The sequence below is a fragment of the Komagataeibacter sp. FNDCR2 genome (assembly GCF_021295395.1).
Classification (GTDB): Bacteria; Pseudomonadota; Alphaproteobacteria; order Acetobacterales; family Acetobacteraceae; genus Komagataeibacter.
Window position 1 is genome coordinate 1,996,303 of the sequence record NZ_JAIWOU010000001.1, and the last position, 26,635, is coordinate 2,022,937.

Consider the following 26,635-nt stretch of genomic DNA (forward strand, 5'->3'; position numbering starts at 1 on the left):
GTAATGCTGGAAAAGTTGTTCAAGATGCTGGAGCAGCGGACTACCTGTCAGAAAGAAAAAGGTTATGTAGGTTACGGAGCCAGACCGTGAAGCACGGTTTGCGCAATCCCGATCCCATTGTCACGCACAAATGGCAGGAGTACGAACATGATCCAGTCCACCACAGGCGATAAGGCGGGTCCGGATGTGCGCCCTTATGGCACATGGCCTTCGCCCGTCAGCGCGGGTCTTGTCGCGGGGCGGACGGTGGCGCTGTCGGATGTGCGGGTGGATGGCGGGGATATTTACTGGATCGAAGGCCGCCCGGCGGAAGGTGGCCGCCGGGTGCTGGTCCGCGCACGGGCGGATGTGGTGGCCGATGTCACCCCCGCCCCGTTTGATGTCGGCACCCGCGTGCATGAATATGGTGGCGGGGCCTATGCGGTGCGGGACGGGCGCATCGCGTTCAGCAACCGCCGCGACGGCAGCCTGTGGCTGCTGGAAAATGGCAACCCGCGCTGCCTTTGCGCCCGGGCGGGGCTGCGTTATGCCGACCTGACCTTCAGCCCCGATGGCCGCTTCCTGTTCTGCGTGCGTGAGGATCATCGCGCGGTGGATGAGGAACCCGCCGCCGCCATCGTGGTGCTGGATTGCGCCGAGGCGGGGGATCCGGCCTTCAATGACGGGGTGCCGCTGGTGATGGGACCGGATTTCCTGTCTTCACCGCGTCCCTCGCCCGATGGACGGTACCTGGCATGGATCGAGTGGGATCACCCCGCCATGCCGTGGGATGCGACCCGGCTGCGCATTGCCAGCCTGTTGTGCGAAGGCGATGACCCGCCCCGTCTTGCCGCCCCCTGGACTGCCGCGGGCGGAAAAGGGCTGGCTGAATCCGTGATCGAGCCGTGCTGGGACGCCACCGGCCGCCTGCTCGCACTCTCGGACCGGAGTGGCTGGTGGAACCTGTACGCTTTCGACACCACCTTCGGCGCACCGAAGGCGCTGGCGCCGATGCATGCCGAAATCGGCCAGCCGCACTGGGTCTTTGGCCTGCGCAGTTACGTGCCGCTGGACAATGGCGATATTCTGGCCATGGTCATCGAGGCGGGGGAAGCCAGGCTGGTCTCCATCCATGATGGCAAGGCGACGGCGGTGACCCTCGGGTCTCCCTCCGGCTGTCCCGTTCCGGTGGCGGGGGCCGGGTTCGCATGGCTCGATGCGCCATCCGACAACGCGGCGGCGGTGGTCCGCGGGCAGCCGGGGCAGACGCCCCATGTCCTGCGCCGGGCGACGGAACTGCCGCTGGGCGCGGCGGATATCGCCCTGCCCCGCCCCATCGAATTTCCCCTGCCCGGTGGTGACGGTGCCGGGCATGCGTTTTTCTATGCGCCCGCCAATGCGCGTTACATCGGACCGGCGGGTGAAAAGCCGCCGCTGGTGGTCATGGCCCATGGCGGCCCCACGGGGCGGGCCAGCGCCGCGTTTTCGTTCAAGGTGCAGTGGTGGACCAGCCGTGGCTTTGCGGTGGTGGATGTCAATTACGGCGGCTCCGTTGGCTTTGGCCGGGCCTATCGCCAGCGGCTGGAAGGCCAGTGGGGCGTGGTCGATGTGGATGACTGCATCGCCGCGTGTGACCATCTGGCACGCACCGGGCAGGTGGATCCGGCGCGCATCGTCATACGCGGCAGCAGTGCGGGGGGGCTGACGGTGCTGCTGGCGCTGGCGCGTTCGGACCTGTTCGCCGCCGGAACCAGCCTGTACGGCGTGACGGACCTGCGTGCGCTGGCCCGCGATACGCACAAATTTGAATCGCGTTATCTCGACACGCTCGTTGGCCCCTACCCGGCGGATGAGGCCACCTATCTTGCCCGTTCGCCGCTGACGCAGGTGGCGGGCATCCATGTGCCCGTCCTGTTCCTGCAGGGGCTGGATGACGCGGTGGTGCCGCCCGCGCAGGCGGAGTCGATGGTTGCAGCACTGCGGGCGCGCGGCGTGCCCTGCGCATTGTATGAGTTCGCGGGGGAAGGCCACGGCTTCCGGCAGGAAGCGACCATCCGCCGGGCATGGGAACTGGAACTGGCTTTCTACCAGCAGGTGCTGGCGCTTCCTGTCTCCCCCGCCCCCGCGGTTGACCTGGTGGCGGATGGGCAGGCTCAGGCGCTGTAAAGGTTTTTGGGCCCGCCTTGTTTTAAGAAGGCGGGCCTTTCAGGCGGTCTCTCAGTCGGATTCGTCTTCCTCGGCAATGGCGGTGTTGTCGCGTGTGGGGCGGAAGCGGCCCTGACGCAGGGCTTCCTCGATATCCTCCAGCGAAGCGCCGCGCGTTTCGGGCACCATAAAAAAGACAAACAGCACCGAGAGCAGGTTGACCCCGGCATAGAACCACATGGTCCCCCCCAGCGTGATCTTGGAGACCAGCGTCAGCGCCGTGCTGGTCACCAGCAGGTCACTGCCCCACAGCATGGCCGAATGCAGGCTGGTGGCGTTGCCGCGCATGGATAGCGGGAACATTTCCGCGCCCAGCAGCCAGCCGACAACCTGGATGCCCCCGGCGTTGAACACCATGAACAGCAGCATGAACGCGATGATGAGCCAGCTTCCGGCACTGCCGGGCTGCGGGTGGATGAGGAACATGATCCCGAGCCCGATCAGGCTGATAACGCTGCCCGGCCCCATGACCAGGACCAGACGGCGGCGGCCGATCCGGTCCACGATGTTCGAGCCCAGAATGGTCATGACCAGATAGATGATCGCGATGCCGATACTGGCCATGAGCGCGGACGAACTGCCAAACCCCGCATCCGACAGGAAGGTCGGCGCGTAGTAGATCATCATCTCCAGCCCGCCCGCCTGCGTGAAGAAGGCGACGCCAAGGGCGGCGACCAGAGCGGGGCGCACCCATGGCTGCATGACGCCACGCCAGCCCACGTCGCGCGGGTCGGTTTCCTCGTTCGCATTGGCGTGGATGTGGCGTATCTCGCGCCGGATCTCGCGCTTGGTCGTGCGGATGCGCTGAAGCTGTTCCAGCGCGGAATCCAGGCTTTCATGCTCCGCGGCCCAGCGCGGGCTCTTGGGCAGGAAGAACATGGAAATGAACACGATTGCCGCCGGAATGGCCGCGATGGCCACCATCGGCCGCCAGCCCCATGCGTCCCGCGCGGCGAAGCCGATGATGTTGGCCGCCAGGATGCCGATGCCGATCGCGATGTTGAACATCGTGACCATGTGGCCGCGCTGGTGCGCCGGGGCCAGTTCCGAGATGTACATCGGCACGACCTGCGTGGACCCGCCCACCGCCAGCCCCAGGAACACGCGCGAGATGATGAGCATATAGACATCGGGCGAGAAGGCACAGGCCAGCGCGCCCAGCACGAACACCGCCGTCACGATCATGACGGAGGAACGACGCCCGTAATGTTCGGACAGCCAGCCGGTCAGGAGGGAACCCATGACGGCGCCCGCTAAAATGGCGGAGGCCACCATCTCCTGGTAGAAACTGCTCAGGTGGAACTCACGCGTAATGAGCAGCAGCGCCCCCGAGACGATGCCGGTATCGTAACCATAGAGGCCGCCGCAGATGGCGGCCACGATGGCTGCGAGCCATAAAGTCTTTCGGGCGTTGGGGGAAATCTCGATATTCGTCAGATCGGGCAACGGCTCGGTGGCCGGCTGGTCGTGGGGGGCAGGCGGGGCTTGATCATTCATGCGGGGGCCTTCTCCTTTCTTGGCTGTTTATATAAAGCGGGCATGTCGGTCCGGTTCCCCGTGGGGTTGCGCCCCGCCTTAGCGGGGGGCGGTATCCAGGGCGGCTTTCGTGCTGGCGATCCGGCTGAGTGCGGCGTGCAGGTGCGACCAGTCATCGGCGCTGGCGATGGGCTGCCAGATGGCTTCCACGGTTTCAACGGGCATCATGGATGGTGCCTCGCCCCCGAAATAGGGATGCGACAGGTCGATGCCCGGTGCGGGCTCATGCAGCATGATCCGGTCGTGCAGGGGCCGGAAGCTGTCCTGAGCATAAAAGTCCTTACGTAGTCCTGATGTGGCGCGTTCCTGACTTGTGGGGCCACCATACCAGTCAAAAAACGGAAATTCAAACCCGATCTGACTTTCCTGCATGAAAGAGAACAGGGATTGACGCAAATCAGTGGATGATTTTCTTGAATCCTCTTTCAGTCCCAGCCGCTTGAGCACTGTAATATCGAGAAATCTTTCGTATCGTGCCTGAAAGTCGTTAAAAATACTTTGTATGGTCTCAATGCGGGAAAAAGGCAGCAGGCATTCCCCCAGCCGCGCCACGTTCCACGTCATTGCCCGGGGCTGGCGGCCATAGGCGTACAGGCCGGAATGATCGAAATAGGCGGCGGTGAAGTCAGGGTCGAAATGGGGCAGGAACCGCCATGGGCCGTAATCGAAGCTCTCGCCCGTGATATTGATGTTGTCGGTATTGAGCACGCCATGGACAAAGCCCGCCGCCATCCACTGGGCGGTCATTTCGGCAATGCGGGTGGTCGCGGCGTCATACAGCGCCGCGGCGGGGTCCGGCGCGCCGGACAGGTGGGGGTAATAGGTCTCGATCACATAGGCCACCAGTTGCTGGACGCTTTCCCTGTCGTCATGGGCCATCAGGCGCTGGAACGTGCCGATACGGATGTGGGAATGGCTGAGCCGCGCCAGCACGCATGACCGCGTGGGTGAGGGTTCGTCGCCCCGGTGCAGGCTCTCGCCCGTTTCGATCACGCTCAGGGTGCGCGATGTGCGCACGCCCAGCGCGTCCAGCCGTTCGCTGGCCAGGATTTCACGGATCCCGCCCTTCAGCGTCAGCCGCCCGTCCCCCCCGCGCGACCAGGGCGTGGTGCCACTGCCCTTGGTGCCGATATCGAGCAGCCGGCCATCCACCGCGTCCACAAGCTGCGCGAACAGGAAGCCCCGGCCATCGCCAAGGTCGGGATTGTACGCGCGGAACTGATGGCCGTGATAGCGCAGCGCCAGCGGCTGGGGCAGCGAGCCGGGCAACGGGTCGAAATAACCGAAATGGCGGATCCACTCCGCGTCATCAAGGGTATCGAGACCGATGCGCGGCGCGACGTCGTCATTGCGGTAGCGCAGGATATGGGCGGGAAAGTCGGCGGCTTTCACCACATCATAGAATTCATTTCCCAGTCGGCTGTGATGCGTGGCGGGGGTGTAGGTTTTGGAAAAGGGCATTTCATCTACTTTACGTGTGATAATAAATTAGCAGGACTCGGGATCGCATACCGGAAGGTCAAGCGAAAAAGCTATCGGGTCATGCAGGCAGGCCGCGACGTCCAGCGTGGAGACGGCGGCGATGCTCTCCGGTGTCCAGCGCGGGGTGTTGTCCTTGTCGATCAGGCGCGCGCGCACGCCTTCGGCAAAGTCGGGACGGCGCTGCAGGTGGCAGATCAGGCGGAATTCCTGCTCCAGCACCCGGTCCAGGTCGGGCAGCGCGCGGGCCGCATGGTAGGCGGCGAAGGTGACGCATAACGAAAAGGGACTGGCGTTTCGCATGGCCGCCATATCCGCGCGCGCCCAGTCGGCGGGATGGGCGTGCAGCCTGCGCAGGAGTTCGGGCATGTCCGGCGCGCCATAGACCGGCGCGATGGCGGCCGTATCCGGCCCGCAGGGCAGGGCGGGACAGGGGGGCAGGCTGTCCATGACCCGGACCGCGGGCTGGTGCGCCAGGGCGTCGGCCAGTTCGCCCAGCGTGCCGGAATGGGCCTGCCGGTCGGCAAAACCGGCGTCAAGGGCGGCGGTGGCGTCCATCCGGCCGCCGGTCAGCCCCAGGCGCAGCCCGCTCAGGCCCGGCGCGCGCGACAGAAGGTAGGACCCCCCCGCATCCGGTGTCAGGGCAATGGCGGTTTCGGGCATGGCGAGGCAGGCGCGCTCGGTCACGATCCGGTAGCGCACATGCCCGCCCAGCCCGATGCCACCCCCCATGGCGATCCCGTCCATGAAGGAGACGACCGGCTTCGGATACCCCGCCAGAAGGGACGCCAGCCGGTAGCTGCTGCGGAACGGTTCCATCGCCCCCGCGAAGTCACCATGTTCCAGCCGGGCGCGGATGGCGCGGATGTCGCCCCCGGCGCAGAAGGCCCTGGGGCTGGTGCTGTCCAGCAGCACGGTCTCGATGGTCGGGTCGTGCCGCCAGGCATGCAGGCAGGCGCTTATGCGGGTTATCATGTCCATGTTCAGGGCATTGAGCGCGCGGGGGCGGTCCAGCGTGATGCGCCCCAGCCTGCCGGTCTGGCGTATGTGGATCAGTTCAGGGTTCATACGGTGGTTCCTCGTGCGGTTTACTGTGTTCAACCGGTGCAGAATGCGCTACCCCGGCAACCGTCCGGCGTCACGGCTGCGTGCGGACCCACTGGCATGTAACAGCGACTGAGGCACGATCACCATGGGAGTTGACGCCCTTACCTTTCGTAACGCCATGGCGCGCCTTGGCGCGGCGGTAAATGTTGTTACGACCGGAACACTGGATGACCCGGCGGGTTTTACGGCGTCCGCCGTCTGTTCGGTCACGGATACGCCGCCCACCGTCCTGGTCTGTCTCAACCGCAATTCCCGCGTGCGGGACCGTTTCCGGGTGGATGCGGCCATGTGCATCAATGTGCTCGCGGCCGGGCAGAAGGACATATCGGGCGTGTTCGCCAGTTCCCTCGAACAGGCGGAGCGTTTCCGTTCCGGCCACTGGGATACGCTGACCACGGGCGCGCCCGTGCTGGAGGAGGCGGTGCTGTCGCTTGACTGCCGCATCGAGCGCATTGTCGAGGTCGGCACCCACAGCGTCATGTTCGGCGCGGTGGAAAGCGTGCGCAGCGGCAGCGCGCGTGGCGGGCTGGTCTATTTCAACCGCACCTACCACATGCTGCCCCATACGGAGGAATGACCCGCCCGTTCCCGGTTAAGGAAAAATCCAGTTTTCTGCTTCATCAGGGGTGGGACGGACCAATCTGACGGGAAGACGGGAAAATGATGGGCAAGACACCGGACAAGAAACGCATGCACGCGGGCAGGGTTCCCGTCTTGACGTTGCACCGGCTGATCTGGATACATGCCGGGCTTGCCCTTTTCGTGGTATTGATGGCCATGTGGGTGGATTACCTGCCGGACTGACCCCCTGCCCGCTTCTGGCTGGATGGGTCATGCTGGCGACCGGACACAGGAGCACCAGCAGTGGCCCGCACGACCCAGATGGCCCCGACCGGCCCGTCCGAAGGGATGGACGCGCTGCTCGATCAGGCCGCCGCCCTCTGCCACAAACGCGCGGTGCGGCTGACGGATATGCGCAGGCTGGTGCTGGGCCTTGTGCTGGCGGCGGACCGTCCGCTGGGGGCTTATGAACTGCTGGAACGGATCCGTGTCAGCCGGGGCAGGCCGGTGGCCCCGCCCACGGTGTACCGGGCGCTGGATTTCCTGCTGGAACAGGGGCTGGTCCACAAGATCGAACGTCTTTCCGCTTTTGTGGGCTGTCGCCATATGCTGGAATCGGGCCATGCCTGCCACGGCCATGTCCATGCGGCGCAATTCCTGATCTGCACCCGGTGCGGGCGCGTGACGGAACTCGATGATCCCCATATTCTCCATGCATTGCTGGAGGTCACGCGGGCGCGTGGTTTTTCGGTCAGGCAGACCACGGTCGAGGCCGAAGGCATATGCGCCGCCTGCGCCTGAGCGGGCGGACGGGGTTTACCGGCTTGGATGGGGCAGGGCATGGCGCAACGGCGAAAAGGCAGGGGGACGGAATTGCCTTTCGCGCCCATGGCCCGCGCCCCGCGCCCGCGACCACGCCCCAGGGGGGAAACGCCCCCACCCGTCACCTCGCCCGCCGGGCAGTCGGACCTGTTCGCGGCGGCGCAACCACCAGCACGGCGCGTGCTGACCTATCTCGACATAGCCGCGCTGGGGCTGGGAATGGTGAGCATAAGCAGCCTGCATGCGGGCGCGGGGCCGGATGGCTACCTGTACCATGTCACAACACGGGACGGGATGGATACGATACATGCCCGTGGCACGGTCGTGTTTTCACGGCGCGCGCCGCTGGTGCTGACGGAGCGCCCCGGTGTTGCCGCATGGCTGGCGGACATGGTGGAACACGATGCCCCTGGCCCGGATGGCCCGCCGGACAGCGCACCGGGGGAGAGGCCGGTCATCTTCCGGGTCAGGCGGTTCATGATTGATGACCTGCTGGAAAATGACCCTGACCGGACACGGCGGTATGGTGTCCCGTTCTACCTGCTGACCGGCATTGCCCGGCCGGAACATGAAGGGGGCGCCTGAAAAGCCTGCCCGGTGAACACTCTGCAAAAGGCGGCATCCAAAAACTTTTATTGTTTTTATAGATAAGTTATTTTCAAATAGATTCTAAAACCGGCAATAAAAAGATCAAAAGGACCGGACTTAATGGAAAATCAGCCTCAGGCCACCGGGTTCGATCCGGCCCGCCTGCGCACTCTTGTCATTGGTTGCCTTGCGGCGCTGGCCGGTCTTATGGCCGGGCTTGATATCGGGGTCATATCCGGGGCGCTGGATCTGGTGGCGAAGGCTTTCCATGCCTCCACCATCGCGCAGGAATGGATCGTCAGCGCCATGATGGGCGGGGCCGCCGTGGGCTCGTTATGCGGGGGGTGGATGTCGCACCAGATCGGGCGCAAGCATGCGCTGCTGGTCGGTGCGCTGGTGTTCATCGGCGGGTCGCTGGCCTGCGCGCTGGCGTGGTCGATTCCGTCCATGATCGTGGGGCGCGTGGTCATGGGGCTGGCGATCGGGGTCGCGGCGTTCACCGCGCCGCTCTACCTGTCCGAGATTGCAAGCGAACAGGCGCGCGGGGCCATGATCTCGACCTACCAGCTTATGATTACGGCGGGTATTTTCATCGCTTTCCTGACCAACACGATGTTCAGCTACTCGGGCAACTGGCGCGGCATGTTCGCCGTGGCGGCGGTGCCGGGCGTGCTGTTCCTGATTGGCGTGCTGTTCCTGCCCTACAGCCCGCGCTGGCTCATGATGCGCGGCCGCCGTAGCGAGGCGCTCCAGGTGCTTGAGGACCTGCGCGACGACCGGAGCGTCGCCATGCAGGAAATACAGAATATCAGCCGCCAGTTGCAGATGAAGCAGCGCGGCTGGAGCCTGCTGCGCCATAACGCCAATTTCCGCCGCTCCATCTTCCTCGGCATTGCGCTACAGGCCATGCAGCAGCTCGCGGGCGTGAATGTGGTGATGTACTACGCCCCGCGCATATTCGCGCTGGCGGGTTATGTCGGCCCCGCGCAGCTATGGTGCACGGCCATGGTGGGTCTGGTGAACATGCTGGCCACCTTTATTGCCGTGGGGCTGGTGGATCGCTGGGGGCGTAAGCCGATCCTGTATACCGGCTTCATCATCATGGCGATCGGCATGGGTTTTCTCGGGCTGGTGCTGAACCATCCCGATCTGGGGCAGACGGAGCAGATCATCTCCGTGTTCATGCTGCTGATCTATATTTCCGGGTTCGCCATGTCCGCCGGGCCGCTGATGTGGGTGCTGTGTTCGGAGGTGCAGCCGCTGCAGGGGCGTGACCTTGGCATTTCCATTTCCACGCTGACCAACTGGGTCGCCAACATGATCGTGGGGGCAAGCTTCCTGTCCCTGCTGCAATGGCTGGGCAATGGCCCCACCTTCTGGCTGTTCGCGGGGTTCAACCTGGTCTTCGTGCTGGTGACATGGCGCTTCATTCCGGAAACACGGGACATGTCGCTCGAACGGATCGAACGGCGGCTCATGGCAGGCCTGCCGCTGCGTGAAATCGGGCAGGGGCGGCCCCTGCCGGGTGAGGAAGGGTAGATCATAAGGAAGTTTTTGGTGAAGCTTTTTTCAAAAAGGCGGCGCCCAGAAACCTTTATTTTCAAATGGCCTCCTACCTGCGGCGCGGAGGGAGTCAGCTTGCCTGCCAGCCATCGTGCCGGAGTACGACCCCGGCCAGGTACAGGCTCCCGCATATGATTACCCGCGCGGGCGGGGTGGCAGGGTTACACGCGGCCAGATGCAGCAGCGCCGCATGTAATGTGGGGCCGGCCGTGGCCTTGCCGCCGGATGCCGCGATGATGTCCGCCACCGGCAGCGCCAGATGCTGGCCTTCCTCCGCCACGGCCTGCACGGAGGCCGCGCGCGGCAGGAGCGGGGCCAGGAAGCCGGTGACATCCTTGGTCTGCTTCATGCCGATGACAAGATGGATCGGGCGGTCGGGCCATCCATCCATCACCCGCGCCAGCACATCGCCCGCGCCGGGGTTATGGCCACCGTCGAGCCACAGTTCCCATCCGGCGGGAAGAAGCGCCGCCAGATGGCCGGTCAGGCGCTGCATGCGTGCGGGCCAGCAGGCCTGTGCGATGCCGGACCATGCCCGTGGCGGCAGCGGCAGGCCCGTGGCCCGCAGGGTGGCTATGGCCAGTCCGGCATTGTCGATCTGGTGCGCGCCGCCCAGTCCGGGCAGGGGCAGGTCGAGCGCGCCGTGGGCGTCGCGATACTGCAGGCCCGCGCCGTCGGGCGTGGGGGTGATGGACCATTCATGCCCGCGCCGCCACAGGGGGGCCGCGTTTTCCCGCGCCGTGTGCTCCAGCACCTCCATGACTTCAGCGGGCTGGTGGCCCGTCGTGACGGGTACATGGGGTTTCATGATCCCGGCCTTCTCACCCGCGATGGCCGCGAGCGTGTCGCCCAGAAAAGACTCATGATCCATCGAGATGGCGGTGATCGCGCAGGCGGCCGGGCGTTGCAGCACGTTGGTGGCGTCATGCCGCCCGCCCAGCCCGACCTCCACAATGGCGAGGTCGGCCGGATGGCGCGCGCATAAGACGAATCCCGCCGCCGTCAGGACTTCGAACACCGTGATCGGCGCGCCCGCGTTGACCCGCTCTATTTCTTCCAGAACGGCGGTGAGTTCGCTTTCGCTCACCAGTTCCCCCGCGATGCGGAAGCGTTCGGTCACGTGGACGAGGTGGGGAGAGGTCAGGACATGCACGCGCCAGCCCGCCGCTTCGGCCACGGCGCGCATGAGCGCGCATGTGCTGCCCTTGCCATTGGTGCCCGCCACATGCACCACGGGCGGAAGCTGCCGCTCCGGGTGGCCAAGGCGCGCCAGCAGCGTTTCCAGCCGCGTGAGCGACAGGTCGATCAGGGCCGGATACAGGCGGTTCAGCCGTTCCAGTATCTGCCCCGCCCGCCCGACGAATTCAGGCCCGAGGGTTGGCGCGCTCATGCGGGTGTCCTGTGCTGGTTCAGGCGGCGGGGCGGGCGATATGGCGGTAGTTGAGCTGACCGATCAGCCGCCCCAGTGTCGCGGGCAGTTCGCCACGTGCGATCACCATGTCCAGCATGCCGTGTTCGAGCAGGTATTCCGCGCGCTGGAAGCCTTCGGGCAGTTTCTCGCGCACGGTATCCTCGATCACGCGCTGCCCCGCGAAGCCGATCAGGGCATTGGGTTCTGCGATCTGGACATCCCCCAGCATGGCAAACGACGCCGAGACGCCGCCCGTGGTGGGATTGGTCAGCACCACCAGATAGGGCAGCCCCGCTTCCTTGAGCATTTCCACCGCGACCGTCGTGCGGGGCATCTGCATGAGGCTGATCATGCCTTCCTGCATGCGTGCGCCACCCGACGCGGTGAACACGACCAGCGGCGACTGCTGGAGAATGGCCAGGCGGGCGGCGGCCAGGAAGGCTTCGCCCAGTGCGGCCCCCATCGTGCCCGCGATGAATTCGAACGCCATGACGGCCACGACCGCGTTATGGCCGCCAATCCGCCCATGCGCCACGGCCATGGATTCATCAAGATGGGATTTGGCGCGCTCATCCTTCAGGCGGTCGGTATAGCGCTTGCGGTCGCGGAAGGAGAGGGGATCAACCGGCGCCTTGGGCAGTTCGATGCGGGTGTATTCCCCATTATCAAACGTCCATTCCAGCCGTTCGGGCACGCTGGCGCGCATGTGGTGGCCGCAATGCGGGCATACGTTCATGGCCTTGAGCAGGTCCTTGGTCAGGATCATCTGCTCGCAGGATTCGCAGTTGGTCCACAGATTGTCCGGCACTTCCCGCTTGAGCAGGCCGCGGATCTTGGGGCGGACATATTCGGTCAGCCAGCTCATATTGCCTCTCCCTGGTCTCGTCTGGGTGCCTGTTCAATACAGGCAGATGAATGATTGGGCCAGATTGTCATTTACTTCCGTACCGCGTGCACCGCATCGGCCAGCGTGCGCAACTGCGCCAGAACGCGCGGCACGGTCTGGTCGGTGGCCTGCCCCGCGTCATCCAGCGTACCCTCGAGCGTGTTGAGCAGGGCCGAGGCCACGACGGCGGCATCGGCCACGCGCACGGCGCCGGCCGCCAGTTCGGGTGTGCGGATGCCAAAGCCGATGGCGATGGGCAGGTCGGTGGCCCGGCGCAGGCGCGGCAGGGCGTGGGCCAGTTCATCGGTGCTGGCGGTGCGCGTGCCGGTTACGCCGGTAATGCTGACATAATACACGAACCCCGATGCGCCGTTGAAGACCACGGGCAGCCGGTCATCGGGCGTGGTGGGGGCGACAAGGCGGATGATGTCCAGCCCCGCCTGTGCGGCGGGGGCGCTGAGCAGATCGGCTTCCTCCGGTGGCAGGTCAACCACGATCAGCCCGTCCACGCCCGCCTTGCGCGCATCCGCGCAGAAGCGCTCCGGCCCGTAAGCGCCGATGGGGTTGGTATAGCCCATGAGGATGATCGGGGTTTCATCATCATCCGCGCGGAAGGCCGCGACCATTTCCAGCACGCGCTTCATGCTGGACCCGGCCTTCAGCCCGCGCAGGGCCGCCTTCTGTATGGTCGGGCCATCGGCGGACGGATCGGAAAAGGGCACGCCCACCTCGATCAGGTCGGCGCCGGCGGCGGGCATGCCGCGCAGGATCGCGAGCGCGGTGTCGTAATCCGGGTCACAGGCTTCGACATACGGGATCAGGGCGCCACGGCCCTGCTGGCGCAGGCTGGCGAAGCGGCGGGCGATGCGGCTCACAGTTTCACTCCCAGATGTTCGGCAACCGTGAAGATGTCCTTGTCCCCCCGGCCGGAAATGTTGATGACCACAATCGCATCCCTGGGCATGTCGGGCGCGATTTTGGCGGCATAGGCGATGGCGTGCGCGCTTTCCAGCGCGGGAATGATCCCTTCGGTGCGGGTGCAGAGCTGGAAGGCGTCCAGCGCTTCCTGATCGGTGGCACCCACATATTCCGCCCGGCCTATGTCGTTGAGCCAGGAGTGTTCCGGCCCCACGCCGGGATAGTCCAGCCCGGCGCTGATGGAGTGGGCCTCGGTCACCTGGCCATCGGCGTCCTGCAGCAGGTAGGTGCGGTTGCCATGCAGGACACCGGGCGCGCCACGTTCGATGGAGGCGGCGGTGCGTCCGCTGTCCAGCCCCAGCCCCGCGGCCTCCACCCCGATCAGGCGCACCTGGGGGTCGTCAAGGAAGGGATGGAAAATACCCATTGCATTCGATCCGCCACCGATCGCGGCCACGATCGCATCGGGCAGGCGGCCTTCGGCGGCGAGGATCTGCTCCTTCGTTTCCACCCCGATCACGGACTGGAAATCACGCACCATCTGCGGGTAGGGGTGCGGCCCCGCCACCGTGCCGACAAGGAAGTAGGTGTCATGCACGTTGGTGACCCAGTCGCGCATGGCTTCGTTCATCGCATCCTTCAGCGTGCCGGCCCCGGCGGTGACGGGCACGACCTCGGCCCCGAGCAGGCGCATGCGGAAGACGTTGGGCTTCTGACGCTCCACATCGGTCGCACCCATGTAGATCGCGCATTTCATGCCGAACAGCGCGCAGACCGTGGCGGTGGCGACACCGTGCTGGCCCGCGCCGGTCTCGGCCACGATGCGGGTGCGGCCCATGCGGCGGGCCAGCAGGATCTGCCCCATGACGTTATTGAGCTTGTGGGAGCCGGTATGGTTCAGCTCCTCGCGCTTCATGTAGATTTTCGCGCCGCCAAGCTGTTCGGTCATGCGGCGCGCGAACCATAACGGGCTGGGACGGCCGACGTAATCCTTGAGATAATAGTCCAGTTCGCGCCGGAATTCGGGATCCGCCCGTGCCGCCCTGTAGGCGGCGTCCAGTTCCAGGATCAGCGGCATCAGGGTTTCCGCGACGAAACGACCGCCAAAAATTCCAAAACGGCCGCGGCTGTCGGGGCCGCCGCGCAGGCTGTTGGCGCCTGCCTGTGTATCTGTTGCGCTCAACTTCGCTACTCCGCAAGAATAGGTGCGTGGCTCACTGGTATGTTCATGCAGCCATCCCGGGCCGCGTGTAGGGCGGTTCTGGACCGGATGGCGGCAAAATACCAGCCCCCCGGCGCGGGCCGCGTCGTGTCATGATTTGACATGTTTGCTGCCGCATGATGGATGGACACGGATCAGGAACGAAAGAAAGACGGCTCATGTTTCTAGCGCACCGCCCCGGGGCTCCGGCCAGAAGTGTGACCACAGCGGAGGATGCGGCAGATGCCGCCTGGCTGGATCTGCTCAATCCCACGGCGGATGAGGAAGCCCTTGCCGCGCAGGTGACGGGCCAGCGTATTCCCACCCGTGCCCAGCTTGACGAGATCGAGAGTTCATCGCGCCTGTTCATGGAAGATGACGCCGTCTATCTTTCCACGCCGCTGGTGCGCAAGACACCGGATGATTTTTTTGTCTCCCCCGTGGGGTTCGTGCTTATGCGTGAGCGGATCCTGACCATCCGTTTTACCGGTTTCAGCGCGTTTGACGTGGTGGCCCGGCAGGTGGCGGGCCAGGGTGCCCTGACCGCCAATGAGGCGGCGATCCTGCTGCTTGAGGCGATCGTGGACCGTCTGGCGGATATTCTGGAACATCTGGGGCAGTCGCTCGATGTCATGTCGCGCGACGTGTTCCAGTCCGAGGAGCCGGGACAGGCGCAGGCGGGCACGCTGCTGCGCAACATGCTGCGCCGGGTGGGCCGGTCGGGCGATCTGGGCTCATCGGTCAGGGACAGCCTGCTGGGGCTTGAGCGCATTTCCATCTTTCTGGGTGAGAACAAGCGCCATGACCTGTCCGAGCATCTTCAGGCGCGGCTGGGCACGGTGGAGCGCGATATCCGCTCATTGAACGATTTCGTGTCGCAAACCGCCAACAAGGTCCAGTTCCTGCTGGACGCGACATTGGGCTTTATCAGCATCGAACAGAATAACGGCATGAAGATACTGACCGTGGTCAGCTTTATTGGCGTGGCCCCCACGCTGGTGGCAGGCATCTACGGCATGAATTTTCATGACATACCGGAACTGAACTGGAAATACGGCTACTGGTACTCACTCATACTTATGGCGGCGACCGTCATATTGCCCCTGATCTGGTTCTGGCGGCGCGGGTGGCTGGGTAAATAGGGGTCACGGCCCTTGCCGCGACCGGCGGGCCGGAAAAGCGCGGGGAGGCAGGCGGGCCGGGCGTTTCATGACCGCTCCCCGCCGCGCGGCGGCATGCCGTGACGCAGGTTGGGCTTGACGTCGGGGCGGAATTGGCATAGGGTGGCGCTGTTCCGGAAGGTCTTCGCACCTGTCTGGATTCCCCGCCTTATCAGTCAAGCAGCATCAACCGTTTCGCAAGAACATGGTCAGGGTTTGCGCCCCGCGCGCCTTGTTAACGTGATTGCTGGCTTTACTTTTCCCTCCGTGAACTGCCCACTTATAGGCATATCCTGCATGCAACTCGCCGAACTCAAGGCCAAATCCCCAGCAGACCTTCTGGCTTATGCTGAAAGTCTGAATATTGAAAACGCATCATCCCTTCGCAAGCAGGAGTTGATGTTCACGATCCTCAAGACCCTGGCTGATAACGACCAGGCCATCTATGGGGACGGTACGCTTGAAATCCTGTCCGATGGATTTGGCTTCCTTCGCTCGCCCGAGGCCAATTACCTGCCCGGCCCGGATGATATCTACATCTCACCCAGCCAGGTCCGCCGCTTCGGGCTGCGCACCGGCGATACGGTGGAAGGCCAGATCCGGGCCCCGCGTGATGGTGAGCGGTATTTCGCCCTGCTCAAGGTCAATGCGATCAATTTCGAGCCGCCCGAGGCGGTGCGCCAGCGGATCAACTTCGACAACCTGACCCCCCTGTACCCCGAACGCCGGTTGCAGATGGAAGTCGAGAATTCCGCCGTGGGCGGGGCCGAGCCGCCCGCCAATGGCAAGGGGAAGGGCAAGACCCCGAACCGCGACTTCACCTCGCGTGTGATCGACCTGGTCTCGCCCATCGGCATGGGCCAACGCGCGCTGATCGTGGCGCCGCCCCGTACCGGCAAGACCGTGATGCTGCAGAGCATTGCCTCCTCCATCGCCGCCAACCATCCCGAAGTCTTCCTGATCGTGCTGCTGATTGACGAGCGCCCGGAAGAAGTGACTGATATGGCGCGTTCCGTGCGCGGGGAAGTGGTTTCCTCCACCTTTGACGAGCCAGCCACACGGCACGTGCAGGTGACGGAAATGGTGCTGGAAAAAGCCAAGCGCCTGGTCGAGCACAAGCGCGATGTGGTGATCCTGCTGGACTCGATCACGCGTCTGGCCCGCGCCTACAACACCGTCGTGCCATCATCGGGCAAGGTGCTGACAGGTGGCGTGGACGCCAATGCGCTGCAGCGTCCCAAGCGCTTTTTCGGTGCCGCCCGTAATATCGAGGAAGGCGGGTCGCTGACCATCATCGCGACCGCGCTGATCGATACCGGCAGCCGTATGGATGAAGTCATTTTTGAAGAGTTCAAGGGCACCGGCAACTCGGAGCTGATCCTGGACCGCAAACTGGCCGACAAGCGCACCTTCCCCGCGATCGACATCACCAAGAGTGGTACCCGCAAGGAAGAACTGCTGGTTGACCGGGCTGACCTGGCCAAGATGTGGGTGCTGCGCCGCATCCTTGCCCCCATGGGCACCATGGATGCGATGGACTTCCTGCTGGATAAGCTGAAATACAGCAAGACCAACCATGACTTCTTTGACGCGATGAATACCTGAACGGATTATCCGTAATCCCGAACGTGAAAAACCCCGGCTTTTATAGGTCGGGGTTTTTTATTGCCGGAAGTACCTGTACCGGACGCGGCCCGTTTCAGGGCAGCAGGATGGTGCTGCCCGTGGTCTTGCGGGATTCAAGCGCGATATGGGCCTGTGCGGCATCGCGCAGGGCGAAGGTCTGGCCGATATGCGGCTTGAGTACGTCCTTTTTTATCAGGGCGAAAACTTCTTTTGCCGCATGCAGCAGAGCGGTGCGTCTGGCGATGTAGGTCATGAGCAGCGGACGGGTGAGGTACAGGCTGCCATGGCTGGCCAGCGTGCTCACATCCACGCCGGTCACGGGGCCCGAGGCATTGCCGTAGCTGACCATGAGCCCCCGTGGCGCGAGACAGGACAGGCTGGTTTCGAACGTGGCCTTGCCGATGCTGTCATAAACGACGGGCAGCATCCGGCCCTCCGTCAGTTCCCTGACCTGTTCCGTAAGGCGGTCCGTGCCGATAATGACATGCGCGGCGCCATTGGCCTGCGCCAGCCGGGCTTTTTCCGCGGTGGAGGCGACACCGATGACATGCGCGCCCAGATGCTGCGCCCACTGGCACATGAGAAGCCCCACGCCACCCGCTGCCGCATAGACCAGTATGTCGTCACCGGGTTGCACGCGATAGACCTCGCGCAGCAGCATATGGACACTCATGCCCCGCAGCATGATGGCGGCGGCGGTATCGGACGGGATGTCATCGGGCAGGGCGACGACCTTGTCGGCGGCAATGGTCCGGAACGTTGCGTAGCCGCCCGGTACGCCGGCATAGGCCACACGCATGCCGGGGCTGAGATCATGCACGTCGGGACCGACCGCCGTGACGGTGCCCGCCCCCTCCATGCCGGGTATGGCGGGGAGGGAGGGGAATTTGTACAGTCCGCTACGGAAATAGGTATCAATGAAATTGACCCCGATCGCATCATGTCGCAGCACGATCTCGCCCGCGGCCGGGGTGGGGACAGGCAGCGTTTCCGTGCGGAGCACATCGGGGCCGCCATATTCGTGAACGCGGATGACGGTATTCATATTCATGGCTTGTCCTCCCTTGGGCGTTACCGGATTACCCTGTTCAGGGCGTGGTGGTGGAAAGAGCCTCCAGATCGCGCAGGAACAGCCGGTCGCGCGCGCCTTCATCACCGGGATAGGTGTCCGGGTCATAATCGGGACAGTCGGTGAAATCGATACGGTGGCAGGGAATGAGAATGGGAATGGGATTTTCCACGCAGGCGCTGACAATGCTTTCGGGCGCGATGCCGGCCTGCGCCGCCGCCTCTTTCCAGTGGACCTGATGGCCTACGGGAATGGTCAGCATGAAACGCCACGCGGCAAGCTGTTCCTCACTGCCATGGGGGGCGAGGGGGAGATCGCAAGGTGCGGTCGCGCCATCAAAATAAGCATCCAGCCAGGCGCGCGCGGCCAGTAGCACGGGGGTCTGCTCCTGATCACGCCCCCAGCCCCAGTCGAGCGCCACGATCCGCTCATCTTCAGTCGAGACCGTAAGCGGCGCCAGTGGCGAGTGCATTGAAAGTTGTGGCATGAGTCACCTTGATCAGGACAAAGAGGTGAAGGATAACGCCGTTCCCGGAACCGACAAAATGACGATGGCAGTAACGGAGATGTTTATGCAGGAAAGTGATGGGCATCCTCCGGTCATTTTCGCCCTGGCCAGCGGCCTGTCACGCGCCGCCATCGCGGTCATGCGGCTGAGCGGGGCAGGGAGCGGCAGGATTGTGGAAAGCCTGTGCGGGCGTCTGCCCGCGCCACGTCGGGCCTCCCTTCGCGGCCTGTGGTGGCGCGACGGGGCGGAGCCCGTGCTGCTGGATCGGGCGCTGGTGCTGTGGTTTCCCGGCCCGGACAGCTATACTGGCGAGGACAGCGCGGAACTGCACCTGCATGCCGGGCCTGCCGTCATCAATGCCGTGGCCGACGCGCTGGTCGCCCTTGGGGCCCGCCCTGCGGAACCGGGAGAGTTCAGCCGCCGGGCTTTTGCCCATGGGCGGATGGATCTCATGCAGGCGGAAGGGATAGCCGACCTGATTGATGCCGAGACCGAGGCCCAGCGGCGTCAGGCCCTGGCGCAGGTCGATGGGGCGCAAAGCCGGCTTTACCAGCAATGGGCGGAGCGGCTGCGGGTGCTGCTGGCGCATCAGGAGGCCCTGATCGACTTCCCCGATGAGGAACTGCCCCCCGAGGTCGAGCAGGGACTGGTTGACGGATTGCGGGAACTGCACGCGACAATGCAGGCCAGCCTGGCGGAAGGGGCAGGGGCCGAGCGGCTGCGCCGGGGGCTGGTCTTCGCCATTGTGGGCGAACCAAATGTTGGCAAGTCCAGCCTGCTCAATGCCCTGGCCGGGCGGGACGCGGCGATCGTGTCCGCCCGCGCGGGCACGACGCGCGATGCGATCGAGGCCCGGGTCGTGCTGGGGGATGTGCCGGTCACGCTTGTCGATACCGCCGGCCTGCGCGAAACCGATGATGAGATCGAGGCCGAGGGTGTGCGGCGTTCATTGTTTCACGTGAAACAGGCGGATTGCGTCGTGCATGTATTTGCCGGCGATCATGCGCCCCCACGGCTGGAGGGGGATGGCCTGCTGGTCTGTAACAAGATAGATCTGCATTGCGCACCGGAGGGGGCCATTGGTGTGAGTGTACTCACCCATGCGGGCATGGATGTGCTAAGGGATGCCCTGGTCACGCGCGCACGGGCGCTGACGGCTGGCCGGGCGAATGCCCCCTTCACCCGTGCGCGGCACCGTGCCGCCCTGGAGGAGACGGTGAATCATATCGGACGCGCGCTCGATATGGACTGGCCTGAAATGCGTGGGGAAGAAATGCGGCTTGCCATGCGCGCGCTGGGGCGGCTGACAGGCGCTGTCGATGTGGAGGCCCTTCTGGATACCGTGTTTGGCCAGTTCTGTATTGGCAAGTAGGAAAGGCGCAGGATGAACCGCGCATATGATGTGATTGTCGTCGGGGGAGGGCATGCGGGGTGCGAGGCCGCCGCCGCGGCCGCGCGCACCGGCGCGCGCACGATGCTGCTGACGCATCGGCGCGAGACGATAGGGATCATGTCGTGCAACCCGGCCATAGGGGGCATCGGCAAGGGGCATCTCGTGCGCGAAGTCGATGCGCTGGATGGGCTGATGGGGCGTGCCGCCGATCGCGCCGGAATCCATTTCAAGCTGCTCAACCGCTCCAAGGGGCCAGCCGTGCACGGCCCCCGCGCGCAGGCTGACCGCACGCTTTACCGGCAGGCCATACAGGACCTGCTGGCGGAAACCGCCTTGCTGGATATTGTCGAGGGGGCCGCGGGCGACTTGCGGGTCGATACGCAGGGTCATGTTTGTGGCGTGGTCTGTGAAGATGGGCGCGCCTATTCCTGCGGCGCCGTGGTGCTGGCCACGGGCACCTTCCTGCGGGGCACGATCCATATCGGTCATGACAGCCAGCCTGCCGGGCGGATAGGGGACCGTCCCGCCAATGCGCTGGGTGAGAGGCTGGCCGCATGCGGCCTGCGCATGGGGCGCCTCAAGACAGGTACCCCGGCCCGCATCGCGCGCGACAGCATTGACTGGGACTCCCTGCCCGAAGACAAGGGGGATGCGGTACCCGAACCGTTCAGCCGTATGACGGATGCCCTCACCAACCCTATGGTATCGTGCCGCATTACGGCGACAACGCCCCGCACGCATGACATCATTCGCGAAAATCTCCAGCTTTCCGCCCTTTACGGGGGTGCGATTTCGGGGCGGGGGCCACGTTATTGCCCCTCCATCGAGGACAAGGTGGTGCGCTTCGCGCAGCGTGAATCGCACCAGATCTTTCTGGAGCCCGAAGGGTTGCCCGGCAATCCGGAGGGTGATCTGGTCTATCCCAACGGCATTTCCACCAGCCTGCCTGAAAGCGTGCAGCGCGAGATGCTGCACAGCATTCCCGGGCTGGAGCGGTGCCGGATCGTGCGGCCGGGCTATGCGGTGGAATATGACTATATCGACCCGCGCGAACTCGCGCCCACACTGGAGCTGAAGAACATGCCCGGCCTGTTTCTTGCCGGGCAGGTCAACGGCACCACCGGGTATGAGGAGGCTGCGGCGCAGGGGCTGGTCGCCGGTCTCAATGCCGCCCGGCAGGCCGGGGGCGCGCAGGGCGTTACACTTGATCGGGGCGATGCCTATATCGGCGTCATGATTGATGACCTGACCACGCAGGGCGTGTCGGAACCGTATCGCATGTTCACCTCGCGGGCGGAATATCGCCTGACCCTGCGGGCCGATAATGCGGATCTGCGCCTGACCCCGCGCGGGCTGGAATGGGGATGTATCGGTTCGGCCCGCGCCGCGCGTTTCCATGCCGATCGCACCGCCATCGACGCCGCCACCGCCCGCGCGCGTGATGAAACTTATACGTCCGATCTTCTGCGCAAGGCAGGGGTCCATGTTTCGGCTGACGGACGTGCGCGCTCTTTGCTGGATGTGCTGGCAACCGATGCCGCGCCAGAAACCATAAGCCGGATCGCCCCATGGTTTGCGGCACTTCCCCCGCGCATCGCCCGGCATCTGGCGACCGAGGCACGCTATAGCGGCTATATTTTCCGCCAGGAGCGTGAAATCCGCCAGCTTGCCACGGAGGGGCGCATGACCCTGCCAACAGATCTGGATTACAGCCAGATCGGTGGGCTGAGTGCGGAAATGCAGGAACGTCTGGCACGGGTGCGGCCCGTCACCTTCGCGGCTGCGCAGCGTATTCCCGGTATCACACCCTCCGCCCTGGTGGCCCTGCTGGCGCATGTGCGCCACAAGCCGGTGATGGCCTGATGGGTAATGACAGCCTGCCGGTCCTGGCCGATGTTTCACGTGAAACACGTGACCGGCTGGACCGCTATGCCGAAATCCTGCAACGCTGGAACCAGCGCATCAACCTTGTCTCCCCGCATGACCTGCCGCATCTATGGTCACGCCATATAGCCGACAGCCTGCAGCTTGCTGGCCAGATTCCCGCTGGCGGGGTGACGCTGGTCGATATGGGTTCCGGGGGCGGCTTCCCCGGTCTGGTCATCGCATGCGCCACGGATGCGCGGGTGACGCTGATTGAGTCGGACCAGCGGAAAGCCGCTTTCCTGCGTGAAGCCGCACGGGTGGCCGGGGTGTCGGTGACAGTGTGCGCCCAACGGCTGGAGGTGGCGGATGTGCCGCCCGCGCAGGTGGTGACAGCCCGCGCGCTGGCGCCGCTGGCCCGCCTGCTGGAATGGGGCACGCGCTTCCTGCAGCCCGATGGTTTCTGCCTGTTTCTGAAAGGACGGAATGCGCAAGAGGAATTGACGACGGCCCGTGCCGGTTGGCACATGGCAACAACCCGGATTCCAAGCCGTACAAATACGGATGGTGTGATTCTAAAATTGAGCGATATCAGGCGTGTCAAAGACCACAATAATGAATGAGACGGGAATTCCGCCAGCTTCCTCCCCCCGCGTTATAGCGCTAGCCAACCAGAAGGGCGGTGTCGGCAAGACCACCACGGCCATCAACCTCGCGGCCGCGCTGGCGGCATCGGGGCAGAAGGTGCTGCTGGTTGACATGGACCCGCAGGGCAATGCCTCGACCGGCCTGGGCGTGGGGTATGACGCCCGCAGCACGGGTACCTATGCCATGCTGGAAGACGGCGCGCGCGCCGCCGGCGTGGTGCAGGCCAGTGAACTGCCCGGTCTGTCGCTGATCGCGGCGGATACGGAACTGGCGGGGGCGGAGCTGGAACTGGTCATGGCCGACCGGCGTGAATACCGCCTGCGCGATGCCCTGGCGCAGATTGGCGCGGATTACGATGTGGTCCTGATTGACTGCCCGCCTAGCCTCGGCCTGCTCACGCTCAATGCCCTTGTGGCCGCGCATTCGGTCATTGTGCCGTTGCAGTGTGAGTTCTTCGCGCTGGAGGGGATCAGCCAACTGGTGCGTACCGTCAACAGTGTGCGGCAGTCGCTCAACCCGGCGCTGAAACTCGAAGGCATCGTCCTGACCATGTACGACAGGCGCAACAACCTCTCGGAACTGGTGGCCGACGATGCCCGCAGTTTTTTCGGGGACAAGGTGATGGACACCCTGATCCCGCGCAATATCCGCATTTCCGAAGCGCAGAGTCACGGCCAGCCCGTGATGAATTATGACAACCGCTCATCGGGCAGTCAGGCCTATCAGGCGCTGGCGGCCGAGGTGGCCGAACGTCTGGCCCTTGGGGTGGCGGTAAAAGGGAAGGTCCGCTGATGAAAACCAGAAAGGACGCAGGCCGTCCCCGTCTCGGGCGTGGTCTGGCCGCCCTGCTGGGCGAACAGGTCAACATGCTGCCTGCAAGCCCGGCGGTGGACGGGCGCAGGGGGCCGGACATAATCGCCAGCCTGCCGGTGGACGTGCTGGAACCCGGTCCTTTCCAGCCCCGCCAGCAGATGGAACCCGCGGCACTGGATGAACTGGCCAGTTCCATCCGGGTGCGCGGTATCCTGCAACCCATTCTGGTGCGTCCACACCCCCAGCGCACGGGTATTTACCAGATCATAGCGGGGGAGCGGCGCTGGCGGGCCTCCCAGCTTGCGGGTCTGCATGACGTGCCTGTCCATGTCCGTCCGCTGGATGATGGCGACGCCATGGCCGCGGCACTGGTGGAAAACCTCCAGCGTGCCGACCTCAACGCGATTGAGGAGGCGGAAGGACTCCAGCGCCTGCTGGATGATTATGACCTGACGCAGGATGAACTGGCCAGCGCGATTGGCAAGTCCCGCCCGCACGTGGCCAACATGGTCCGCCTGTTGCAGTTGCCGCCACCGGTGCGCGATGCCGTGCGTCATCGTGGCCTGTCGGCAGGGCACGCCCGCGCCCTGCTGGCCCATGCCGACCCCGTGGCGGCGCTTAAGGTCGTGCTGGCGCAGGGGCTCAATGTCCGCCAGACGGAAGCCCTGGCCAGACAGCAGGAACGCAAGGCCGCGAATGCGCGGGACAGGGCGGAAAAAAATGCCCGCAATCCCGAAATCGCATCGCTCGAACGCGAACTTACGGCCCGGCTGGGGGTCAGGGTCCAGATTGCCTTTGATGGGAAAGGCGGCAGCATAAAGATCGATTACCGTTCCCTGGAACAGTTCGATGGCCTGCTGCGCCTGCTGCAGCAGTAGAAAATTCCGAAAAGTGTAAAAAACCCCCTTGCCATAGGGCGATATGGGCTGCTAGAAGCCCTCTCACCCGATCGGGTAACCCTGTGGGCGCATAGCTCAGTTGGTAGAGCAGCTGACTCTTAATCAGCGGGTCCAAGGTTCGAGCCCTTGTGCGCCCACCATAGGGTTCAATAAGATTACTCAAGTCCCCATCAAGGCTTTGCCGGTGGGGATTTTTTGTATCATGGCCACAGGGCCTCCCTGCGGCACGGTTCTGGTCAGGCGGCAGGAAAGGGGCGGCATGGCATATCCATTCCCTTCGGCTGTACATGCATCCCGGCAGGCCGGATGAACGCCTCACCTCCGCTGATAGGCGTCACGCTGGACAGTGAGCCGCCAGCACAACAGTCAGCCGGCGGCTACTCCCGCTACCCATGGTACGCGATCCGCCAGAACTATATGGACATGATTGCCGCCAGTGGTGGCCTGCCGGTGGCGCTGGGGCATGAACCCGGGCTGGCGGGGCAGGTGGTCGCGCGTCTCGACGGGCTTGTCGTGACGGGTGGGGCCTTTGACGTGCCCCCCGATCTTTACGGGGGTGGGGAATGGCACGCCAGCGTCCAGACAAAGCCACGCCGCACGGCGGCGGAAACAGCCCTGGTCCATGCCGCCATGGCGCGCGGGATTCCTGTGCTGGGCATATGTGGCGGGATGCAGCTGCTTGCGGTCATTCTGGGCGGGCAACTGGTACAGCATATTCCCGACACCTATCCCGCCGGCCTGGCGCATGAGCAGCCCAACCCCCGTAACGAGGCCGGGCATGAGGTGAACATCGTGGCGGGCACCCATCTCGCCCGGCTGGTGGGGCAGGGCAGGCAGGCGGTCAATTCCGCGCACCATCAGGCCGTGTCCCATCCAGGGCGGGCGGTTGTGTGCGCGACCGCGCCGGACGGGGTGGTGGAGGCTATTGAACTGCCCGGTTATCCATTGTGCATCGGCGTGCAGTGGCATCCGGAATTTGGTATATCGGCAGGGGACCATCTCCTGTTCAAAGGCTTGATCGACGCTGCGAGGCAGACAGGAACATGACACAGGACCATTCCCCCCCCGCCGCATCCGGGCGTGGCGACCGTATCGCCAAATGGCTGGCCCGCTCCGGTGTGGCGAGCCGGCGCGATGCCGAGCGCATGATCGCCGAGGGCAGGGTCAGCCTGAACGGCGCCATCATCACCCACCCCGCCACGTTTGTGGAGACGGGCGACATCGTGCAGGTGGACCGTAACGTGGTCAGCGCGCCGGATCGCACGCGCCTGTGGCGCTACCACAAGCCCGACGGGCTGGTCACGACCCACCGCGACCCTGAAGACCGCCCCACGGTGTTCGATTCCCTGCCAGCCGGTCTGCCCCGGGTCATCAGCGTCGGTCGCCTTGACCTGAATAGCGAAGGATTGCTGCTGCTGACCAATGATGGCGAACTGGCCCGCAGGCTGGAACTGCCCAGCAATGGCTGGATCCGCCGTTACCGCGTGCGTGTTTTCGGCGTGGTGGATGAACGCATGCTGGCGTCACTGGCCAAAGGGAGCGAGTTCGAGGGCGTGCGGTATGGCCCGATCGAGGCGCATCTTGATTCGAGCAAGGGCGACAACGCGTGGCTGACCGTCTCGCTGCGTGAAGGCAAGAACCGTGAGATCCGCAAGGTCATGCACGGGCTGAACCTGCATGTCAGCCGCCTGATCCGCACATCCTACGGGCCGTTCCAGCTCGGTACGCTGACGCGCGGGGAACTGGAGGAAGTGACCGGCAAGGTCATCCGTGAACAGGTACCCGGCCTTGCGGGCGGCAAGACCCAGCGCCCGGCGTAATGCGCATTATCGCGGGAGAGTGCCGGGGCCGTAGCCTGCATGCCCCGCCGGGGCAGACCACCCGCCCCACGGCGGACCGGGTGCGTCAGGCGCTGTTCGATACACTGGCCCATGCGCCCTGGGCGGGGGCGGACCTGATCCGGGGGGCGCGCGTGCTCGACGGCTTCGCCGGAACCGGCGCGCTGGGGCTGGAAGCCCTGTCACGGGGCGCGGCAGGCGCCCTGTTTGTCGAGCAGGACCGACAGGCATTGCGCGCCCTGCGCGAAAATGTCGGCGCGTGCGGCATGCAGGCGCGTGCCGTGATCCGTGCGACCGACATGCTGCGCCTGCCGCCCTGCGGCCCCACGGGGCCGATGGATCTGGTTTTCCTGGATCCCCCCTATAACCGCGACCTGCCTGCCCGTGCGCTGGCGGTGCTGGAACGTGGCGGGTGGCTGGGAGCGGCCACGCTCATCATAGTGGAAACAGCAGCGGGTGAGCCCGCGCCAGTCGCGGCGGACAGGCTGTTGCTTGAACGACGGCACGGAGCCGCCTGCCTGTTCGGCTGGCGGCATGAAGCCGGCGGCGTGACATAATTCAT

Annotated in this window: 25 protein-coding genes and 1 tRNA gene; 17 read left to right on the forward strand and 9 right to left on the reverse strand. The window is 64.7% G+C overall.

Translation table 11 applies throughout. From position 1 onward, the window contains the following. Positions 1–147 precede the first annotated feature (147 nt). Positions 148–2,145, forward strand: coding sequence for a prolyl oligopeptidase family serine peptidase (locus LDL28_RS09500; protein ID WP_233058323.1), 1,998 nt, complete (start codon positions 148–150; stop codon positions 2,143–2,145). Positions 2,146–2,196: 51 nt separating this feature from the next. Here LDL28_RS09500 and LDL28_RS09505 read toward each other — a convergent pair whose 3' ends face one another. The 3 genes from LDL28_RS09505 to LDL28_RS09515 form a co-directional block, all read right to left on the reverse strand. Beyond that, the gene (locus tag LDL28_RS09505) at positions 2,197–3,681 is read right to left on the reverse strand and encodes a sugar porter family MFS transporter (protein ID WP_233058324.1); all 1,485 of its coding nucleotides are present in this window, start codon (positions 3,679–3,681) and stop codon (positions 2,197–2,199) included. Positions 3,682–3,759: 78 nt separating this feature from the next. After that, a complete protein-coding gene (locus LDL28_RS09510) occupies positions 3,760–5,181 on the reverse strand; it encodes a protein adenylyltransferase SelO (RefSeq protein WP_233058325.1) in 1,422 nt (473 codons plus the stop codon). A 27-nt stretch (positions 5,182–5,208) separates the two neighbouring features. Next, complete coding sequence (locus tag LDL28_RS09515) at positions 5,209–6,267, reverse strand: enoyl-CoA hydratase/isomerase family protein (protein ID WP_233058326.1); 1,059 nt, start codon at positions 6,265–6,267, stop codon at positions 5,209–5,211. A 124-nt stretch (positions 6,268–6,391) separates the two neighbouring features. Here LDL28_RS09515 and LDL28_RS09520 point away from each other — a divergent pair, with 124 nt between their 5' ends. From LDL28_RS09520 to LDL28_RS09540, 5 genes are all read left to right on the forward strand, one after another. Beyond that, positions 6,392–6,883, forward strand: a complete 492-nt coding sequence (locus LDL28_RS09520) for a flavin reductase (RefSeq protein WP_233058327.1) — start codon at positions 6,392–6,394, stop codon at positions 6,881–6,883. Between the two features lie 83 nt (positions 6,884–6,966). Continuing rightward, complete coding sequence (locus tag LDL28_RS09525) at positions 6,967–7,110, forward strand: hypothetical protein (protein ID WP_233058328.1); 144 nt, start codon at positions 6,967–6,969, stop codon at positions 7,108–7,110. A 60-nt stretch (positions 7,111–7,170) separates the two neighbouring features. Further along, on the forward strand, positions 7,171–7,668 hold the full coding sequence (locus LDL28_RS09530) for a transcriptional repressor (RefSeq protein WP_370636300.1): 498 nt from the start codon (positions 7,171–7,173) through the stop codon (positions 7,666–7,668). A gap of 87 nt (positions 7,669–7,755) precedes the next feature. Further along, complete coding sequence (locus LDL28_RS09535; RefSeq protein WP_233058329.1) at positions 7,756–8,274, forward strand: hypothetical protein; 519 nt, start codon at positions 7,756–7,758, stop codon at positions 8,272–8,274. A 123-nt stretch (positions 8,275–8,397) separates the two neighbouring features. Continuing rightward, complete coding sequence (locus tag LDL28_RS09540; RefSeq protein WP_233058330.1) at positions 8,398–9,816, forward strand: sugar porter family MFS transporter; 1,419 nt, start codon at positions 8,398–8,400, stop codon at positions 9,814–9,816. Between the two features lie 94 nt (positions 9,817–9,910). On the opposite strand, the gene LDL28_RS09545 is transcribed toward LDL28_RS09540, so the two are convergent. The 4 genes from LDL28_RS09545 to trpB form a co-directional block, all read right to left on the reverse strand. Then, positions 9,911–11,230, reverse strand: a complete 1,320-nt coding sequence (locus tag LDL28_RS09545; RefSeq protein ID WP_233058331.1) for a folylpolyglutamate synthase/dihydrofolate synthase family protein — start codon at positions 11,228–11,230, stop codon at positions 9,911–9,913. Positions 11,231–11,249: 19 nt separating this feature from the next. Then, entirely contained in the window at positions 11,250–12,116 is an 867-nt protein-coding gene (gene accD, locus LDL28_RS09550; RefSeq protein WP_233058332.1) for an acetyl-CoA carboxylase, carboxyltransferase subunit beta, read from the reverse strand. Positions 12,117–12,187: 71 nt separating this feature from the next. Further along, positions 12,188–13,012 (reverse strand): tryptophan synthase subunit alpha, encoded by an 825-nt coding sequence (trpA, locus tag LDL28_RS09555; RefSeq protein ID WP_233058333.1) that lies wholly within the window; start codon positions 13,010–13,012, stop codon positions 12,188–12,190. After that, entirely contained in the window at positions 13,009–14,238 is a 1,230-nt protein-coding gene (trpB, locus tag LDL28_RS09560; RefSeq protein WP_233058334.1) for a tryptophan synthase subunit beta, read from the reverse strand. The genes trpA and trpB overlap by 4 nt, the downstream gene beginning before the upstream one ends. Before the next feature lie 197 nt (positions 14,239–14,435). Between trpB and LDL28_RS09565 the strand changes: the two genes are divergently transcribed. After that, positions 14,436–15,398 carry a magnesium transporter CorA family protein gene (locus LDL28_RS09565; RefSeq protein ID WP_233058335.1) on the forward strand — a complete coding sequence of 321 codons (963 nt, stop codon included), beginning with the start codon at positions 14,436–14,438 and terminating at the stop codon, positions 15,396–15,398. Positions 15,399–15,713: 315 nt separating this feature from the next. Further along, the gene (rho, locus tag LDL28_RS09570) at positions 15,714–17,021 is read left to right on the forward strand and encodes a transcription termination factor Rho (protein WP_233058336.1); all 1,308 of its coding nucleotides are present in this window, start codon (positions 15,714–15,716) and stop codon (positions 17,019–17,021) included. A gap of 94 nt (positions 17,022–17,115) precedes the next feature. On the opposite strand, the gene LDL28_RS09575 is transcribed toward rho, so the two are convergent. After that, the gene (locus tag LDL28_RS09575; protein WP_233059256.1) at positions 17,116–18,087 is read right to left on the reverse strand and encodes a quinone oxidoreductase; all 972 of its coding nucleotides are present in this window, start codon (positions 18,085–18,087) and stop codon (positions 17,116–17,118) included. Between the two features lie 43 nt (positions 18,088–18,130). Next, on the reverse strand, positions 18,131–18,583 hold the full coding sequence (locus LDL28_RS09580) for a methylated-DNA--[protein]-cysteine S-methyltransferase (protein ID WP_233059257.1): 453 nt from the start codon (positions 18,581–18,583) through the stop codon (positions 18,131–18,133). A gap of 100 nt (positions 18,584–18,683) precedes the next feature. Between LDL28_RS09580 and mnmE the strand changes: the two genes are divergently transcribed. The 9 genes from mnmE to rsmD all read left to right on the forward strand — a co-directional run bounded on the left by mnmE (position 18,684) and on the right by rsmD (position 26,630). Beyond that, a complete protein-coding gene (gene mnmE, locus LDL28_RS09585) occupies positions 18,684–19,991 on the forward strand; it encodes a tRNA uridine-5-carboxymethylaminomethyl(34) synthesis GTPase MnmE (protein ID WP_233058337.1) in 1,308 nt (435 codons plus the stop codon). A gap of 12 nt (positions 19,992–20,003) precedes the next feature. After that, a complete protein-coding gene (mnmG, locus tag LDL28_RS09590; protein WP_233058338.1) occupies positions 20,004–21,875 on the forward strand; it encodes a tRNA uridine-5-carboxymethylaminomethyl(34) synthesis enzyme MnmG in 1,872 nt (623 codons plus the stop codon). Continuing rightward, positions 21,875–22,498 (forward strand): 16S rRNA (guanine(527)-N(7))-methyltransferase RsmG, encoded by a 624-nt coding sequence (gene rsmG / locus LDL28_RS09595; RefSeq protein WP_233058339.1) that lies wholly within the window; start codon positions 21,875–21,877, stop codon positions 22,496–22,498. Before mnmG ends, rsmG begins: the two co-directional genes overlap by 1 nt. After that, a complete protein-coding gene (locus tag LDL28_RS09600) occupies positions 22,491–23,315 on the forward strand; it encodes a ParA family protein (protein ID WP_233058340.1) in 825 nt (274 codons plus the stop codon). Before rsmG ends, LDL28_RS09600 begins: the two co-directional genes overlap by 8 nt. Beyond that, positions 23,315–24,214: a ParB/RepB/Spo0J family partition protein gene (locus LDL28_RS09605; protein ID WP_233058341.1), complete on the forward strand. Its 900-nt coding sequence runs from the start codon at positions 23,315–23,317 to the stop codon at positions 24,212–24,214. The genes LDL28_RS09600 and LDL28_RS09605 overlap by 1 nt, the downstream gene beginning before the upstream one ends. 85 nt (positions 24,215–24,299) lie before the next feature. Then, a tRNA-Lys gene (locus tag LDL28_RS09610) sits at positions 24,300–24,375 on the forward strand. Between the two features lie 166 nt (positions 24,376–24,541). Continuing rightward, complete coding sequence (locus LDL28_RS09615; RefSeq protein ID WP_233058342.1) at positions 24,542–25,282, forward strand: gamma-glutamyl-gamma-aminobutyrate hydrolase family protein; 741 nt, start codon at positions 24,542–24,544, stop codon at positions 25,280–25,282. Further along, on the forward strand, positions 25,279–26,055 hold the full coding sequence (locus LDL28_RS09620; RefSeq protein WP_233058343.1) for a pseudouridine synthase: 777 nt from the start codon (positions 25,279–25,281) through the stop codon (positions 26,053–26,055). Before LDL28_RS09615 ends, LDL28_RS09620 begins: the two co-directional genes overlap by 4 nt. Continuing rightward, entirely contained in the window at positions 26,055–26,630 is a 576-nt protein-coding gene (rsmD, locus tag LDL28_RS09625; protein ID WP_233058344.1) for a 16S rRNA (guanine(966)-N(2))-methyltransferase RsmD, read from the forward strand. The genes LDL28_RS09620 and rsmD overlap by 1 nt, the downstream gene beginning before the upstream one ends. The last annotated feature ends 5 nt before the right edge of the window (positions 26,631–26,635 follow it).